At 71.6% G+C, this 16,558-nt stretch carries 8 protein-coding genes; 1 reads left to right on the top strand and 7 read right to left on the bottom strand.

What is annotated here, in order from left to right:
• Window positions 1-41 precede the first annotated feature (41 nt).
• Window positions 42-761, top strand: a complete 720-nt coding sequence (locus tag ACQPY0_RS24695; protein ID WP_432993109.1) for an SGNH/GDSL hydrolase family protein — start codon at window positions 42-44, stop codon at window positions 759-761.
• Here ACQPY0_RS24695 and ACQPY0_RS24690 read toward each other — a convergent pair.
• The 7 genes from ACQPY0_RS24690 to ACQPY0_RS24660 form a co-directional block, all read right to left on the bottom strand.
• The gene (locus tag ACQPY0_RS24690) at window positions 733-3,972 is read right to left on the bottom strand and encodes a PAS domain S-box protein (protein WP_432993106.1); all 3,240 of its coding nucleotides are present in this window, start codon (window positions 3,970-3,972) and stop codon (window positions 733-735) included. The genes ACQPY0_RS24695 and ACQPY0_RS24690 overlap by 29 nt on opposite strands.
• A gap of 110 nt (window positions 3,973-4,082) precedes the next feature.
• Window positions 4,083-4,328: a hypothetical protein gene (locus ACQPY0_RS24685; RefSeq protein WP_432993103.1), complete on the bottom strand. Its 246-nt coding sequence runs from the start codon at window positions 4,326-4,328 to the stop codon at window positions 4,083-4,085.
• Between the two features lie 1,712 nt (window positions 4,329-6,040).
• Window positions 6,041-8,254 (bottom strand): DUF6055 domain-containing protein, encoded by a 2,214-nt coding sequence (locus tag ACQPY0_RS24680; protein ID WP_432993100.1) that lies wholly within the window; start codon window positions 8,252-8,254, stop codon window positions 6,041-6,043.
• A 125-nt stretch (window positions 8,255-8,379) separates the two neighbouring features.
• On the bottom strand, window positions 8,380-11,712 hold the full coding sequence (locus ACQPY0_RS24675) for a beta-L-arabinofuranosidase domain-containing protein (RefSeq protein ID WP_432993097.1): 3,333 nt from the start codon (window positions 11,710-11,712) through the stop codon (window positions 8,380-8,382).
• A 114-nt stretch (window positions 11,713-11,826) separates the two neighbouring features.
• A complete protein-coding gene (locus ACQPY0_RS24670; protein ID WP_432993094.1) occupies window positions 11,827-12,861 on the bottom strand; it encodes a hypothetical protein in 1,035 nt (344 codons plus the stop codon).
• Window positions 12,861-13,484 carry a hypothetical protein gene (locus ACQPY0_RS24665; protein ID WP_432993091.1) on the bottom strand — a complete coding sequence of 208 codons (624 nt, stop codon included), beginning with the start codon at window positions 13,482-13,484 and terminating at the stop codon, window positions 12,861-12,863. Before ACQPY0_RS24665 ends, ACQPY0_RS24670 begins: the two co-directional genes overlap by 1 nt.
• A gap of 8 nt (window positions 13,485-13,492) precedes the next feature.
• The gene (locus ACQPY0_RS24660; protein ID WP_432993088.1) at window positions 13,493-16,534 is read right to left on the bottom strand and encodes an OmpL47-type beta-barrel domain-containing protein; all 3,042 of its coding nucleotides are present in this window, start codon (window positions 16,532-16,534) and stop codon (window positions 13,493-13,495) included.
• Between the last annotated feature and the right edge of the window lie 24 nt (window positions 16,535-16,558).

Raw genomic sequence — 16,558 nt, 5'->3', positions numbered from 1 at the left:
TGCGGGCGGGCAGATCGCTGGTGGCGGGCACAATCGGTCGCGTGACGCGAGCGACGACGACGATCGTGCTGGCCGCCGCCCTGCTGCTCGCCGGCTGCGGGGAGCCGAAGACCGCGCAGCTGCCTCCCGGGGCGACGCCGCCGTCCGGGCCCGTCGTGCGGATCCTGCCGCTCGGCGACTCGATCACCGACGGGCGGAAGGTGCCCGGGGCGTACCGGATCGAGCTGTGGAAGCTCCTGCGCTCCGCCGGGGTCCGGGTCGACTTCGTCGGGTCGAAGCAGTCCGGGCCCGGCAGCCTGCCAGACCGCGACCACGAGGGGCACTCCGGCTACCGCATCGACCAGATCGACGCCGACGTCACCCGGTGGGTCAACGCGACCGACCCGCGGATCGTGCTCGTGCACCTCGGCACCAACGACGTGCTGCAGGACTACCAGACGGCCGACGCGGCGGCGCGGATGTCGAGACTGCTCGACCACATCATCGTCGCCGCGCCGGACGCGGACGTCTTCGTCGGCTCGCTGCTGCCGCTGGAGGGCGCCGCGCGGGAGGCGGCCGGCACGGCGTACAGCGGCCAACTCTCCGCCGTCGTGGCGGCCAAGGGGCCGAAGGTGCACTTCGTCGACATGCACTCGGCGCTCACGCTGCGGGACCTCGACGACGGGATCCACCCGACCGCGGGCGGGTTCGTGAAGATGGCCGACGCCTGGGCGAAGGCCGTGCTCCCGGTCCTCAGGGGGCCGTCGGCTGCGGCAACGTGATCGACACGATCGTGCCGCCGCCGGGGTTGTCGTCGATGTCGATGCCGCCGCCGTGGCGGTCGACGACCCGCTGACAGATCGCCAGGCCCAGACCGGTGCCGGCGTAGCCCTGGCCGGCGTGCGCGCGGTGGAACGACGACAGCACGCTGCGGCGCTCGTCGGGCGGGATGCCGATGCCCCGGTCGGCGACGCTGATGCGGGCCGCCGCGCCGGTGCGCTCGGCCGTGACGCGCACGTACGGGCGGGTCCCCGGCGCCGTGTACTTCACCGCGTTGCCGACGAGGTTGTCCAGTACCTGCCGGAGCATGCTCGGGTCGGCCCAGACGGCCGGCAGCTCGCCGGCGACGATGTCGGGGCGCTCCGGCGCGGGCAGGTGCCCCGTGCGCACGGTGACGATGTGCGCCATCATCGCGGCCAGGTCCGTCCAGGCCGGGCGCAGCGGCGCGTCGCGGGCGGTGGCGAAGGCCAGCAGGTCGTCGATGAGCTGGTCCATGTGCCGGGCGTTGTGCTTGGCCCGCTCGACGTACTCCGCCGCCTTGGCGTGCCCCGCGCCGGCCAGCAGGTCGCCGGCCATCTCGGTGAAGCCGATGATGCCCGTCAGCGGGTTCTTCAGGTCGTGCGCGACGACGCCCGCGAACGCGGCCAGCTCCGCCTCCCGGTCGCGCAGCGCCGTGACGTCGAAGGCGGTGCAGATCGCACCGGCCGGGGCGCCGCCGGGGTCCTGCAGCGGGCGGGCGTCGACGATGACCGCGCGGTCGCGGCCCCGGTCGCCGGCCAGCACCATCTCCGCCGCCTCGATCACCTCGCCGCACAGCGCCCGGGCGAGCGGATGGCGGCCGTCCCCCTCGCCGGGCGGGGCGACGCGGGGCAGGTCCTCGACGTGGGCGCCGGCGGCGGCCTCACGCACGGCCCGGTTGAGGTGCACGAGACCGCCGCGGTTGTCGCACGTCATGACGTACACGTTGATCATGTCGAGGATCTCGTTGAGGTAGGCGCGCTGCGCCGCGAGCTCGACGTTGCGCTGCGCGAGCTGCCCCGCGGCGGCGTCGCGGGCGCGCTCGGCGTTGCGCCGGTCGGTGATGTCGGTGACGACGACGATGAGGTACAGCGGGTGCCCGGCCGCGTCCCGCACGGCCGAGATGGTGCTGTGGTAGTCCAGCCAGCCGCCGTCGAGCCGCTGCAGGCGCCCCTCGCTGCGCACCGACTCGCGCTCCCCGGCCAGCAGCGCGGCCACGCCGGCCCGGCTGGCGGGCAGGTCGTCGGGGTGCATCAGGTCCTCGACGTTGACGCCGACGAGCTTGCCGGGGGTCGTACCCAGCATCGCCGCGAAGGCGGGGTTGACCTCCAGCCACGTGCCGTCCGGCGCGCGCAGCACCTGACCGGCCGCGGAGCACGTGAACTGGGCCCGCAGCCGCTGCTCGCTCGCGCTCACGGCCTGCTCGGCGGCGCGCAGGGCGGTGATGTCCGTGTTGATCTCCAGCACCGTGGCGCGGTCGCCGCGGTGGTCGGGCTCGTCCAGGCCGTGGTGCACGACCTGGCGGCTGAGCACGATGATCTGCCGGCCGTCGGCGCCGCGGTGGGTGAGCTCGCCGGTCCAGTGCCCGTCGCGGCGCAGCGCCTCGGTGAACCCGGGCGGTCCGATGCCGTCGCCCTCGGTGGACAGCAGCTCGTGCACGTTCAGGCCGACGACCGCCGCGGCCGGGTAGCCGTACGTGCTCTCGGCACCGCCGTTCCAGCCGCGGATCGTCCCGTCGAGGTCGCGCACGATCACCGGGGCCGGGATGAGCTGCAGCACCCGCGCCTGCTGCTCCAGCCGGGCCTGGGCCAGGCGGTGCTCGGTGATGTCCTCGACCTGGGCGACGAGGTACAGCGGGCGGCCGGCCCCGTCCTGGATGACCCCGGCGCGCACGTCGACCCAGACGGTGTGGCCGTCGGCGTGGCGGTACCGGCGCTCGACCGCCACCGTCTCCAGCGCGCCGGAGATAAGCTTGTCCAGCGTCGAATCGGCCTCGGCCAGGTCGTCGGGGTGCGTGAGGCCATGATGTGTCATCGCGGTCAGCTCGTCGCGGCGGTACCCTGTGATCTGCTCCATCATCGGGTTCACCTGCAGGAACCGTCCCACGCTGCCGGGCCGCAGGTCGACCAGGAGCATGCCCACGGGGCTGTTGTCGAAGCTCAGCCGGAACCGCCGCTCGCTGACCTCCAGCGCCGCCAGCGCCTCGGTGCGCTCCCGCAGCAGCGTCGCGTTGTACGCGTAGTCCTCGGCGTGGCGCAGCGCCGCGCTCAGGCTCGCGGCGAGCAGCTCCAGCTGGTGCGCGTCGCCGTCGTCGAACGCGCCCGGGACACTGCTGGCGACCTTGAGCACGCCGATCGTGCGCTGTGCGGCGTACAGCGGCGCGATGCACATCGAGCCGATCCCGAGGCTGCGCACCGCCGCGGCGTTGACCCGCGGGTCGGTCGCGGTGTCGGCGCTGCGCACGGTGGTGCGGGTGGACATGGCCAGGCCGGACAGCGAACCGGACACCGGCAGCCGCACGCCCAGGTGCGGGCCGAGGGTTCCGGCGGCGGCGACGTAGTGCAGTACACCGTCGTCGTGCAGCAGCTCCACGACGGCGCCCTCGGCGGCGGGGACGGCGGCCACCGCCCGCCCGGCGACGACCCGCAGCACCTCGTCGCGGTCGCGCACGGCCGCGGTCACGGCCCGCTGCGATTCGATGGTGGCGACCAGGGCGCCCATGTGCCGCTCGACCCGTTCCTGCGCCGCGACCTGCTCGCTGACGTCCCGCATCGAGACCACGGCGCCGAGCACGTTGCCGGCCGCGTCGCGCAGCTGCCGCCCACTGGCCAGCACCGTGCGGACGGGCTGGCCGCGCGGGGCGATGAGCAGCCGCTCACCGGCGACGGTCTCGCCGCGCAGGGCCCGGTACAGCGGAACGTCCTGCACGCGCATGGGCGTGCCGTCGGGGTTGAGCAGGTCGCAGCGCCCGGCCCACGCGTGCGGCGGGAACGGCTCGACGGGCAGGCCGTGCAGCCGTTCGGCGGCGGGGTTGAAGACCGTGAGCGCACCGGTACGGTCACAGGCGACGACGGCGTCGGACAGGTTCTCCAGCACGGCACGCAGGAAGTCGCCCTGCTGCTGCAACCGCTCGGCCAGTTCGGCCTCGGTGTGCGAGTCCCCCGCCTGGGACTGTTGCACCACGATGCGCTCCATGCGTTGGTCCACCCTACGCCGAACCAATCGGCGCCCGCGCCCCGCAGCTGAGACTTCCCGCCCGCCGCCACCGATCAGGATGCCACCCCTTGACGCCCGGTTTCCCCTGCTCAGCGATTTTTGTCGTACCCCTGTTCTAGGTTGTGCTCATGGGTGAGGTGCTGACCGGGACTGCCGATTCGGAGTGGCGTATTCGGTTGGATGCGATGCTGGCCGAGAACCGTCGTCGGGTGGCCCGTCGCCGTGCGGTCCGGGCCGAGTTCGCCGAGGCCCGCCGCCGTGGTTTGGAGGCGCGCCATGCCGAGCGCCTGGCCCGCCTGGACGCCGAGGCCCGCACCGCCGAGATCATCGCCCACTGGGCAGAGCAGGATGCCCGAGCCGCCCGCCGCCGTTCCCTGACGACCCAGCCCAACCCGGGCAGTCCGTCGACTCAGCCCAACCCGGGCTGTCCGCCGCCCCAGCCCGATTCCCGCCGTCTCGGACCCCAGCCCAACTCCGACTGTCCGCCGCCCCAGGCCGACTCCCGCCATCCGGCACCCCAGCGGGCGGGGGAGCTACATGCTGGGGGTGGACGCCTTGTGCCCAACCCGCGCCGTCCGGTGACCCAGCCCGACTCCCGCCGACCGGTGAACCCGCCTGATTCCCGCAGACCGGCCACCCAGCTCAACCCGCGCTCCGATCCGTCCGCGCCCGCCCCGCTCGAGCCGCGGCGCGCTCACGGACCTGCCATCCCACCATCGCAGCCCCCGCCGCCGCCATCGCCGCCGCAGTCGCCGACGCCACCGTCGCCACCGAAGTCCAGGGCACCATCGCCAGAGCCTTCGCCAAGGCCTTCACCGTCGCCGCGTTCCCAGCCCGCACCGACGTCACCGCCCTCCCGACCGATCGAGTCACCGCGCTCCCGACCGACCCAGTCGTCGCGCTCCCGGCCGGTCCAGTCGTCGTGGTCTCGTTCGTTAGCGCCACCCCCGCCGCAACGGCCAAGCCCATCCGACGACACCGCGCCACCACCACCGCTCCGGCAGCGGCCAAGCCCTTCCGGCCACGCTGCACCACCACCGCAGCGGCCAAGCAATTCCTACCACGCCGCACCACCACGACCGCCCCAGCAGCGGCCAAGCCCATCCGGCCACGCTGCACCGCCACCACCACAGCGGCTTCTTTCAGACAGCGCGGCGCCACCGTCAACCCTCTCTGCGCCCGCCACCCATCGGCCCGTCGCGCCATGGGCGCATCCTTCGTCATCGCCGAATCCCCGTTCGACCAGGCCACCACGCTCCTCTCCCGGGCCGCGTCCGCCTTGGCATCCACGCGCTCAAACTCACCGGACGCCGCCTTCGGCCAGCAGGTGGCCTCAACGCAGTCGCTGGACGCCCGGCACGACGGCGTCGCCACGGTCGAGCCGCTGTCCGTCGCACCCCGCGTTCACTGGCTGGGGTGGCTGGGCTCGTGTGGAAGCGGGAGCACGGTCGCCGCCGACGTGACCGTGGTGTCGTCACCGGGCCGGGCCGACGCTCCGCTGGGCCCTGATCGCGAGCCGGCCATCCGATTTCACCGGCCGATGCGAGCCCAGACCATGCTGAGCGGCTCGCACCTCCGCGCGGCGGGCGAGCGGCGGGCGAGCGGCGGGCGAGCGGCGGGCGAGCGGCGGGCGAGCGGGCAAACAGACAGACAGACAAGCGCACGCAGGGGCCTCGACGCCCTCATCCCCGCTGGCCGCGAGCGCCGAATCGGACTTATGACTTGACAGGAGAAAAGTCCGAAAAGTCGTGGAACGGCGTGCCCGACGATGCCGCCATCAGGGGCGGTGGCCGCAGACCCAGTCCTTGGAGGAGCAGGATGACATCGCCCCCGCCGGCGTTGTGTTGAGGCTGCGTCGCGGCTGGGCCGCCGCCGCGTCCCGTCGTCCTCGCCCCGCGGCGGCGGGGCGAGGACGAACGAGCCGGCCGCCAGCACCAGCCGAGGATCATGGCGTGTCTGAGCAGCCTCCATGCCCACGGACGCTATGGCCAGCAGTGATCGAACTCGATCCGGCTGCCCGGTGTGCCGACGGCGGGGCAGGCCGCCGTCACGGGGTGAAGGCCTTCACCTCCAGCAGGCCCACCGAGTTGGTGCCGTTGGACTGCAGGACGACCCGTAGGCGGGTGGTGCTCACCGCGGTGAAGGTGACGGTGTTGTACGCGTTCGCGTTGGTCGTGTAGCCCGATGCGCCCGGTACGTCCACGTAGGCGGTGCCGTTCCAGTACTGGAGCTTCCACGAAGACGGCAGGTCGATGCCCTGGTTGTCGTCGAAAAGGTACACCTGCGCCTTGTTCAGCGACTGCGCCGACGACCACTGTAGCTCGGCCCACTGCTGCCCGCTGTTCGGCCATGTCCCCCAGCGCGGGTTGACGGTGTCGTTCGACGACGGTGGGTCGATGCCGTCGTTGATGGCGTTCACCGACTCCCACGCCGACGTGTACGACGCCGACGGGGTCGCCTGGCCGGCCACGTTCACGCCGCCGGTCGGGGGCGGGGTCGTGGTGCCGCCGATGGCCAGATCGGCGCTGTTGAACGTGTTGAAGGACGGGTTGACGTCCGTCTCGCCTCCGGCGCCGTCGCACTTGCGGTCGGGGTTGAAGGCCAGGTACGTGCCGGAGCCGCAGGCTATCGCGAACTCGGCGTCGCCGCCGACCACGATGTTGCCCGACAGGTTGGCGCCCGCCTGGATCAGGGCGTTGTCCTTCACGACCGCGTTGCCGCCGACCGTGCCGCCGTTGACCCAGCCGAGGCCCTCGATGCGGGCGTTGCCGGTGACGGTGCCGGCGTAGACCGCGGCCTTCGGGCCGACGTAGGCGCTCGACGCGACGCTGGCGTTGGCCGCGACCCAGCCGCCGCCGTTGGAGTGCCAGTGCCCGCCGTTCGTCGCGGCCGGCTTCACGTAGCCGGGCTCGAAGCCCGACGGGGTGGCACCGGAGACGCGGAACTCGTACGGGAACCGCCGCGCCTTGTTGTAGCCGTCCAGGAACGCGTAGTGCGGCACGGTGTTCGGGGTCGCGGTGACGACGAGCCACACCTCCTTCTCGCCGGACTGCAGCTGGAAGTCGATCTGGCCGTCGGTGCCGGTGAACAGCGTGGAGTATCGCGGCGTGCCGTTCTTCACCGCGACGAGGCCGAACGTCCAGCCGGTCGCGCCGGTCTCGGCGTGGCCCTTCAGGCGCAGCTTCACCAGGCCGCCGTCGGTCGCCGACACCAGCTTGATCTTGTTGAAGCCGTAGTCGGACGGGGCGACCCGGGCGTTGATGCGGTAGTGGCCGAGGGACGCATCGACCGCCTCGACGTTGCCGCCGTTGTAGGCGTTGTTGAGGAAGCCGGCGCCGTACACGTTGTTGATGAACGGCATCAGCGTCGACTTGTTGCCGAAGTCGTGCGTCACCGTGCGGGTCGCGTACTCCCCGACCCGGCGGTTCAGCTCGGCCTGGGTGATGCCGGTGATCCTGCGGTACGTCTCCAGGGGATGCTCGTTGCTCTTCGCCTCGTTCCAGATGCGGTTGAACATCGCCAGGCCGTCACGGTCCTTGATGTACTGCATCAGCATCCAGTTGCCGTAGTGGTGGCGGCTGGAGCTGTAGTAGAGGTTCTCCGAGCGCAGCCAGCGGCTCAGGTCGCCGGCGGCGGTGGTGGGCAGCGCCTGCATGGCCATGAACTCGGCGCTGGTCTCCCAGAAGGTGCCCGCGCTCGGGTCGGTGAAACCGTAGCCGGAGCGGCCCAGGAACGTGTAGTTCTGGAACACGTGGCCGAGCTCGTGGGCCAGCCCCCACGAGCCGGGCAGGGCCGCCTTGGGGTCGATGTTGATCACGCCGACCTTGCCGTCGACCGAGCCACCGCTCGCCCAGGCGTTGAGCTCGGTGCGGTTCCACGTGTTCGTGATGATGACGATGATTTTGTACTGTGCGAGCAGCCCCTGCTCCGGCGTGAACTGCATCGTGTTGACGTAGAAGGAGTACAGGTTCTCCAGCTGCGTGACGATGCTGTTCGGGTCGAAGTTGTACGGCGAGGGCGCCGACGTCGGGCTGGTCCCGGACTTCTCGCCCCAGAGCAGGATGAAGTTGGTCGACTCCTTGGTGCGGTTCTGCGCCCAGGGCACCTCGCCGGTCTGGGTCCAGCGGGCCGGGATGTAGAGGGACTTCGTGGCGGCGGCGGCCGGACGGCTCTGCAGTGTGACGAACGCGCCGGCGACCACGATGAGCGCGATCAGCGGCGCCAGCCACCCGCGGCGCAACCGGGTATTGATGGGGGTCATGGCCGTAAAATCTGCTCCGAAAACCTTTTCGGGGCAACCAAAGCCAGCATTGGCGAAAGCTTTTCGAAGGGTTAAGCCGCACCCTGAGGCGCCCAAACCGGGCGCCCCAGGGTGCGAAAATTACATCAGCTGTACGACGCGGTGAACTGCGCCGTCACCGTCTGCCCGTCGACCGTGCCGGTGGCCTTGACCGTCACGGTGCCGGCCGGGATCGACGCGGCGCGGGAGTTGAACGACTGGTACGCCGACTTGCCGGGCTCCACCCCGGCGACCGTCCGCGACCCGTACGCCGTGATGAGCTCGATCGTGAGCGGCACACTGTCGTCGTTGCGCGCGCTGACCGAGACGTACATCGTGGTGCCGATCTTCTGCGTGCGCGCCTCGACCGCCACGTCGAGCTCCACGCCCGTCGACAGCTCCTGGGCGGCCGCGACCGCCTTGGCCACCACCGTGTCCTTCTCCGCCGCCGTGAACACGCCCGCCGTGACGAACGCGTTCGCGAGGTTGGTGACCGCGGTGACGAACTGGCCGTGACTGGCGAAGGGCGCGGAGTCCCACAGCAGGTCCAGGAACGTCGGGCCGTCCGTGCCGGGGGACGTGATGCCGGTGACCGGGACGTCGTACTTCGGCAGCCCGTCGTTGCGCTTGCGGTTGGGCACGCCGGTGTCGATGGTGCCGAACACGATCGTCGGCTCGACCCGGCGGAAGTACGACGAGGCGGGCTCCCTGTCGCTGATGTAGTACGGCCGCAGGGTGAACCCGCCGGCGGTGAACGTCTGGTCGCCGGCCGCCGTGACCGCCCCGGCCGTGACCGCCGCCCGGGCGTAGTCGCCGTCGCGCTTCAGGAAGCGGTACAGCGACAGCTCACGCCAGTTGTTGGTGCCCGGGTTGCCCATGATCTGCAGCACGACCGGGCCCCAGAAGAGCGCCTGGGTGTCGGGGCGGTCGATGGCCCGCTCGATGTGGATGCTGAACGGCATCTTGATCTCGACCACGTCGCCGCGGTTCCAGGTGCGGCTCAGCGTCACGTACGTGCCCGGCTGCGCGTTCAGGTTCTGCGCGACGCCGTTGACGGTCACGATGAAGCCGCGCTTCGCCCAGCCCGGCACCCGCAGCTTGACATCGAGCGGGCCGGTGCCGTCGATGGTCAGCTTGGTGTGGTCCTCCCGCGGGTACGCCGTCTGCTGCGTGACCGTGAACCCCTTCTCGGCCCAGGTCAGCGTCGAGGGCGCGTAGAGGTTGACCCACAGCGTGTTGCCGTCGTCGGACTTGAGGTAGATCGTCTCCTGGTACTTCGTGTGGGTCTCCACCCCGGTGCCGCCGCAGCAGGTGCCGGTGTTGCCGTAGCTGCGCACGGTGCCCGGGGCGAGGGGCTGGAAGTAGGTCACCTGCGGGTCGCCGGTGGAGGTGGTGTCGGCCCGCGAACCGGTGATCATGTTGAACAGGGCGCGCTCGTAGTAGTCCATGTACGCCGGGTCGTGCTCGTGCAGGAACAGGTTGAGGGCCAGCTTCATGACGTTGTACGTCGTGCAGGTCTCGGCACCGCTGGTCGGCACCGAGTTGGCGATGTTGTCGCGGTTCTGGAACACCTCGAGGTTGTTGTTGGAGCCGGGGTAGTTGCCGCTCGTGCCGCCGTGGGCGAACATGCGGTGCGGCACGACCATGCCGTAGAAGTTCTTCGCGGCGGTGAAGTACTCCTGGTCCCCGCCGTGCTCGAAGATGCGCATGTAGCCGATGAACTGCGGCACGTGGGTGTTGGCGTGCAGCCGCTCGGGGCGGCGGCGGCCGGGCCGGTTCGCCGGGGTGACGACGAGGATGTCCCGGTTCTCCACGCAGGCACCGAAGAGCGACTCGCGGTTGTCGAAGGTCTTGGCGGTCACCAGGTGCTTCGAGTCGCCGGTCAGCGCGGCGATCTCCGGGAAGACCTCGTTGGCGCCACCGAACTCGCCGCCGATGTAGAGGTCCCACATGTAGTTGAGGTCGTCGCGGGTCAGCGGGCCCTTGTAGTCCGGGTGGTTCTTGTCGCCGATCGTCAGCGCCTGGTAGGCCCAGTCGGCCATCTTCGTGACGACCTGGAGGGCCTGGGCGTTGTCGGTGTTGTAGTACGCGTCGAGCAGGCCGCGCATGATCTTGTGCTGGGTGTACCACGGCGCCCAGGTGTTGGTCTGCGCGTTGCCGCCGTAGACCGCCCAGCGCGGCGGCCCGAGGCGCAGCACCGCGTCCTCCGGGATGGCGCCGAGGTAGCCCGGGTACGTCGGGATCCAGTCCGCGGCCCCGGCCGTGGAGGCGGCCACGATGCCGGCGTCGCGGCCGTTGGGCGAGGCGTCCTTGAGCGCCGTGCCGTCGGCCTCGTCGAACTTGTACCACGCGATGTTGCCGCCCCCGGTGCTGCCGGCCGGGGAGTCCAGCATGGACAGCAGCTCGGTCTGGGTGAGCGCCCGGTCGAAGATGTGGAACTCGTCGATCGTGGCGTCCAGGAACGGGTCGCCGTACTGCGACCGCCCGATCCACCGGTTGCCGGGGTTGCCGAGGTTGGACGGGTTGAGCGTCATGTTGGTGTTGGTGCCGACCGGCTGCGCGTTGACGTACATCGTGCCGGTCTTGCCCGACAGGGTGACCGCGATGTGCACCCACTGGTTGGTGGGCAGCGCCGCGGAGCCGTTGATCTGCTGCTCCCCGCCCGTGCCGCCGACGGTGATGGCGAAGCGCGGCACGTTGCCGGTCGCGCCCGACCGCGGGGTCAGGAACATGTTGATGGAGGTGGACTGGCCGAAGTCGAACAGCCGGCTCCAGGTGCCCGTGGAGGCGAGGTTGATCCAGGTGGCGATCGTGAAGTCGGTGAGCTGGTTGATCGCCTCCTGGGGCAGGGTGCAGTACTGCGCCTTGCTGGTGCCGTTGAGCTTCAGCGCGTTGCCGAACCGGCCCTGCACCCGGCCGATCTGCGGGCCGGTCCCGCCGCCGCCCGGGGTGGTGCCGATCCGGGCCGTGATGGCGGCCTGGCACGCGGCGAGCTCGTTGACCATCCAGTCAAGCTTGGTCTTGTAGACGGCCTCGCCCTGGTCGGCGTAGGCCTGGGCGAGGCCGGTCATGTAGTGGCCGGCCCAGTGGCCGCTGAGCAGCCCGCCGTCCTCCCAGCCACCGGGCACCGAGACGCCCGACGGGTTCGGCCGGCCGGCCTGGTTGTTGAACAGCACGAGGAAACGGCGCTCGTCGTAGGCGCGCAGGAACGCCTTGGTCCGGTCCCGCTTCTCCTGCAGCAGGCCGCTGCCGAGCCGCACGTCGCGCAGCTGGAACGGGCGGACGGGCGCGGCGCCGCCCGGGCCGGGCTGGGGCGGGGCGGCGGCGGGGGCTGCCGCGGTGACGGCCGCGGCGGCGGAGGCTGGGTCGAGCAGGCCCGCGCCGGCGACGGTCGCGGCGCCGAGCGCGGAGGCCTGCAGAAACTGACGTCGATTGGCCACTGAAGGTCATCCCTTCCCGAGGGGTGTACTGACTCCAATTGTTAGCGCTCACTTTCCATCGGGTCAACAATGGATTTGAGGTGTTGGAATCCGATTTGTTAGCGCTAACAACAATTACTGTGCCGCGACCGCCGAGGCCCGTCCTTCGCGCCGGGCCTCGTCCAGCAGCCGGGTGAGGCGGCGGCGGCGCGCGCGGCGCACCGTGCGCAGGACGAAGAAGAGGGCCACCAGCAGTACCAGCAACACGAGCTGCGGCCAGGGCACGATCCAGGCCGTCACCTCGGCCGTCGCCGGGCTCGCCCGCGTGCCCGCCCCGGCCTCGCCGAGCACGGACGGGGTGAGCGCCACCGTGGTCTTCACGTGGCCCAGGCCCCACACGCCGCGGATGCGGGTGTCGGCCGCGCGGCTGCCGCCGGGCAGCAACTCCCCCGCGTCCACCCCGCCGTCGCGGCGGCGGGCGCCGAACAGCTCGGCGACGGAGGCGCCGGCGCGGGCGTCGACCCGCACGTTGCCGGTGTTGACGAGCGTGTACGTGACGTGGACCGAGCCGGGGCGCAGCGGGTTCCACGAGCGCTCGTAGCGCGCGGTGAGCCCGTGCGCGGCCAGCGTGGCCTGCACGTTGCCACTGGCGCGCAGCATCACCCGGAAGCCGACCCGGCTGTCGACCTGGACGGTGCCGTTGGTGCTGAGCACCGAGGCGGCGATGCCGGCCGGGTGGTCGCCCGGGGCGGCGTCGCGCGGGACGGTGATGGTGAACGGCACGACCTTCGTCTCGTTCGCGCCGACGGTGACCTGCTTCTCGACCGCGATCCAGGTGCCGCCGTCCTTGGAGGGCTGGTCGGCGGGGAGCATGTTGAAGCGGCCCTTGTCGGTGAGGTATCCGTCGGCGGCCGACAGGGCGAAGACCGCGGGGGTCTTGCCGAGGTTGCGCACCGCGATGTGCTCGGTGACGACCTGGCCCGGGTCGAGGGTGCGCTCGACCCAGCGCCGGCCGTCCGGCCCGCTCTCGGTGGCGGGCTGGACGGTCCAGGTGAGCTTGCCGGCCGGGCTGGGGCTGGGGTCCGCACCGGCCGCCGTGGGGGCGAGGGGGACGGCCAGGACCGCGGTGAGCACCACCACCGCGGTCCCGGCCGAGCGGGACAGGATCATTACTCGAAGAGCGAGATCGTCAGGGTGGCGTGGTAGGAGCCGGCCGCGACGTCCCCGGGGGTGCGCAGGTAGAGGTCGGCGTTCACGTCGTACGAGCCGCCGGTCACCGCCGCCGAGTCGTACGTGGAGACCAGCAGCTCCTGGTCCTTGAGGCCGACGTTGTTCCCCGGCTGCGTCGGGTCGTCCAGGACGGTCACGACCTCCTCACCCTCGGTCACCTGGCCGGTCTCGCCGCCGTCGATCAGGCGCGGCTTCCAGCCGAGGTGACCGGCGGTGATCGCGGGCTGCCCGGCGGTGCCGGTGAAGTCGCTGGACGTGCCCAGCACCGCCCAGCTCGCCCCGGCCGGGATCTCCTGCGTGGTGCGGGTGTCGGTGACGGTGACCGTCGGCAGGGTGCCGGTGAACTGGCGCACCAGGGCGGTGGAGCCGTTCTCCGCCAGGTTGACCGCGTTGGCGGCGACGCTGAGGGCCAGGACGCCGGGCTGGTGGATCACGGGGATGTCGACGGTCACCTGGACGTCGCTTGAGTCCCCGGGGTCGGCGGCCGCGACGCCCGCGAAGGCGGTGCTGCCGGCCAGCACGGCCGTGGCGGTGGCCAGGTGGAGTCGAGCGCGTGCGTTCATGCGTACTCCTAACAGGTGAGGGTGCCGTAGTCGGCGGTGATGGGGGTGGTGACCTTCTTGCCGCCGACAGTCCCGGTCGCGCGGACGGTGACGGTGCCGGCCGGGACCGACGCGGCGCGGACCGCGAAGGCCTGGTAGGCGTTGGCGCCCGGGGCGACGGCCGCGAAGGACCGCTCGCCGTAGGCGGTCTCGACGGCCACGTCGATCGCCGAGTCGTGGTCGTTGCGGGCCTGCACGGCGAGGTACGCCTTGCCGGCGATGCAGCGCGGCTGGACCGTCACGGTGACGGGGACCGTGACCGGGGCCGTGCCGGGGTCGTCGGCGAAGACGCGCCACTCGGTGATCGCGACCGCCGAGTAGGTGGTGCCGTTGCCGTTGGCGCTGATCGTGGCGCGCAGCCGCGAGGTCGTCACCGGGGTGAAGCTCACGGTGTTGAACGCCGTCGTGGAGGTGCCGTAGGCGGTCGCGCCGGACACGTCCTGCCACGCGGTTCCGTCCCAGTACTGCAGCTTCCAGCCGTCGGGCTCGGCCACGCCGTCGCCGGTGCCCCGGTTGGAGTCCTTCCAGAACTTGAGCTCGGCGCCGGTGAGCCGGATCGGCCGCGCCCAGTCGTACTGCACCCACTGCGTCGCCGGCCGGCTGCCGGACCAGGTGCCCCAGATCTGGGCCTGGGCCGGGTTGGCGGGGTCGGCATTGTCGTTGAGCGCGGTGATGCTGTTCCAGCCGGCCGTGTACGACGCCGTCGGCACCCCGATCGGCGCGACGTTGCCCGACAGCGGCCCGGACAGGTCGGCCGGGATCGTCGCCGTCTTCGCCGTCTCGGCGTTGCCGGCGTTGTCGGTCGCGCGGAACGACACCGTGTGCTTGTTCGAGTCCGGCGCCGCGATCGGCCCGGTGTAGGCGGTCCACGCGCCCGTGTCCACCGCGTACTCGATGCGGGCGACGCCGGAGGTGGCATCGGTCGCGGCGAGCGTAACGGCCCGGGCGCCGTTCAGCGTAGCGGTGCTGACGGGCGGGGTGGCGTCGATGCGCACCGGCAGGCTCGCGGCCGCCGAGACGTTGCCGGCCCGGTCCGTGGCCGTCGCGGTCACGGTGTGCTGGCCGTCGCCGGTCACGGTGACGTCGGTGTAGCGCACCGGCGACGCGCTGGCCGCGCTGCCACCGTCCACCTTGGACTCGATCGTCATCCGCCCGCCGCGGTCGTCCACGGCCCCGATCCGCACCTTGACCGCGGAGCGGAACCAGCCCCCGGTGCCGGCGCTGCCGCTCGGGGTGAGCGTCAGGGTCGGGGCGGTCACGTCGCCGGCGGTGTCACCGGGCGAGACCACGCTCACCGGGGCCGAGACCTGGCCGGCCGCGTAGCCGAGCACGGAGCCCTTGACGGTGAACTGGCGCGGCTCGGCGACGTCGGCGGCGGTGACCGGGTCCCAGTAGACCGGCACCTGCAGCGTCTCGGCGCCGAACGTCACCGGCAGGGTGCCGGGCAGCTCGGTCTCGCCGACCTCGACGGTGATCGCCGGGGCGGTGACGGCCGCCGGCTGGGCGGCGAGGACCTTCCACTCCTCGACGGCGACGGCGGAGTACGTGCTGCCGTTGGTCGAGGCGTCGAAGACCGCGCGGACCTGCGTGGTGGTGACCGGGTCGAACGTGGTGTTCTGCAAGCCCGAGGTCGAGGTCGGGTAGCCGCTGGGGTTGGGCACGTCGGCCCACTGCCCGGTGGCGAGGTTCCAGTACTGGATCCGCCACTTCGCCGGCGCGGCGACGCCGATGCCGGTGCCCTGCGCCTGGTCGTTCCAGAAGTCGATCTGCGAGCCCGCGATCCGCATCGGGGAGTCCCAGGTGTACTGGACCCACTGCTGCGGTGGGTTGCTGCCGGTCCACGTGCCCCACATGTCCGGCGGGAGCGGGTTGGCGCGCACGATCTCGTCGTTGAGGGCCTTCACCCAGTACTGCGTCGGCACCGGGTCGTTGGAGACGGTGACCTTGGCCTCCTGGGCGATGTTCGCCCGCGGGGTGCGGTCGCGCTGCTTCACCGGCGTCTGGACGACCATCTTCATCCGCGGCGGCGACTGGGTGTCGTCCCACTCCACCTTGTCGATCGCGACCGACCGGCGGAAGTGCCCGCCGCCGACCGCGTCGGCGGTGTGGTAGGTGATGTACCACTGCCCGTTGAACTGGATGATGCCCGGGTGGCTCGTGGTCGACGACACCGGTGCGAGCACCGTGCCGCGGTAGGTCCACGGGCCGGTCGGCGAGGACGCGGTCGCGTAGGCGATGCAGGCGTGGTAGTTCGCCGGGGTGCACGACGAGGTCGGGCCGGCGTTGTTGCCGGCGTAGGCGAGGTAGTACGTGCCGTTGCGGGAGAAGATCCAGGGCGCCTCGAAGAAGCCGGTGAGGCCCGTGACGGACTTCTGGGTGCCGACCGGCGTCTTCATGTCGGAGGCGTACTCCAGCACCCGCAGCTGCCCGAAGGTGCCCCAGTAGACGTAAATGTGACCGCTCTCAACGAGGATGGTCGGGTCGATGTTCTGGATGTCGTTCGCCGTCGGCACCCGCTGGGAGATCAGCGGACCCCCGATGTAGTCGGTCCACGGCCCGGTCGGGCTGTCGGACACGGCCAGGCCGATGGCGAACTTGTCGGCGGCGGTGCTGCTGCGCTCGCTGACCGGCAGATACCAGTAGTAGCGCCCGTCGGGGCCCTGGACCACCTGGCCGGCGTAGGCGCGCCCGGCCGTGGCCCAGCTGAACAGGGTTTCGGGGCGGGCCAGCGACGGGAAGTGGGTCCACTGCCCGCTCTGGACGTCACCGGTGCGAAACGCGCCCCACTCGTTCATCTGGAAGTCGTTGGTGGTGGGGCCGGCCTGGTCGTGGCCGGTGTAGATGTAGAGCTGGTCGCCGGCGACGAGCGGGGCCGGGTCGGCCGAGTAGTAGCTGCCGTCGGCGAGGATCGGGTTGCCCTGGTGCGTGAAGGTGTACGAATCCGCGGCGTGGGCCGGGCCGGCCGGGCTGACGAGCAGCCCGGCCAGCACCAGACCGGCAACCGCGATCATGCGGAGCGGTCTCAAGTTTTGCCT

The sequence above is a fragment of the Dactylosporangium sp. CA-233914 genome (genome assembly GCF_050942935.1).
Taxonomy (GTDB): Bacteria; Actinomycetota; Actinomycetes; order Mycobacteriales; family Micromonosporaceae; genus Dactylosporangium.
The sequence above is the reverse complement of the archived record's forward strand: the minus strand, read 5'-3'. Positions and strand labels throughout refer to the sequence as shown.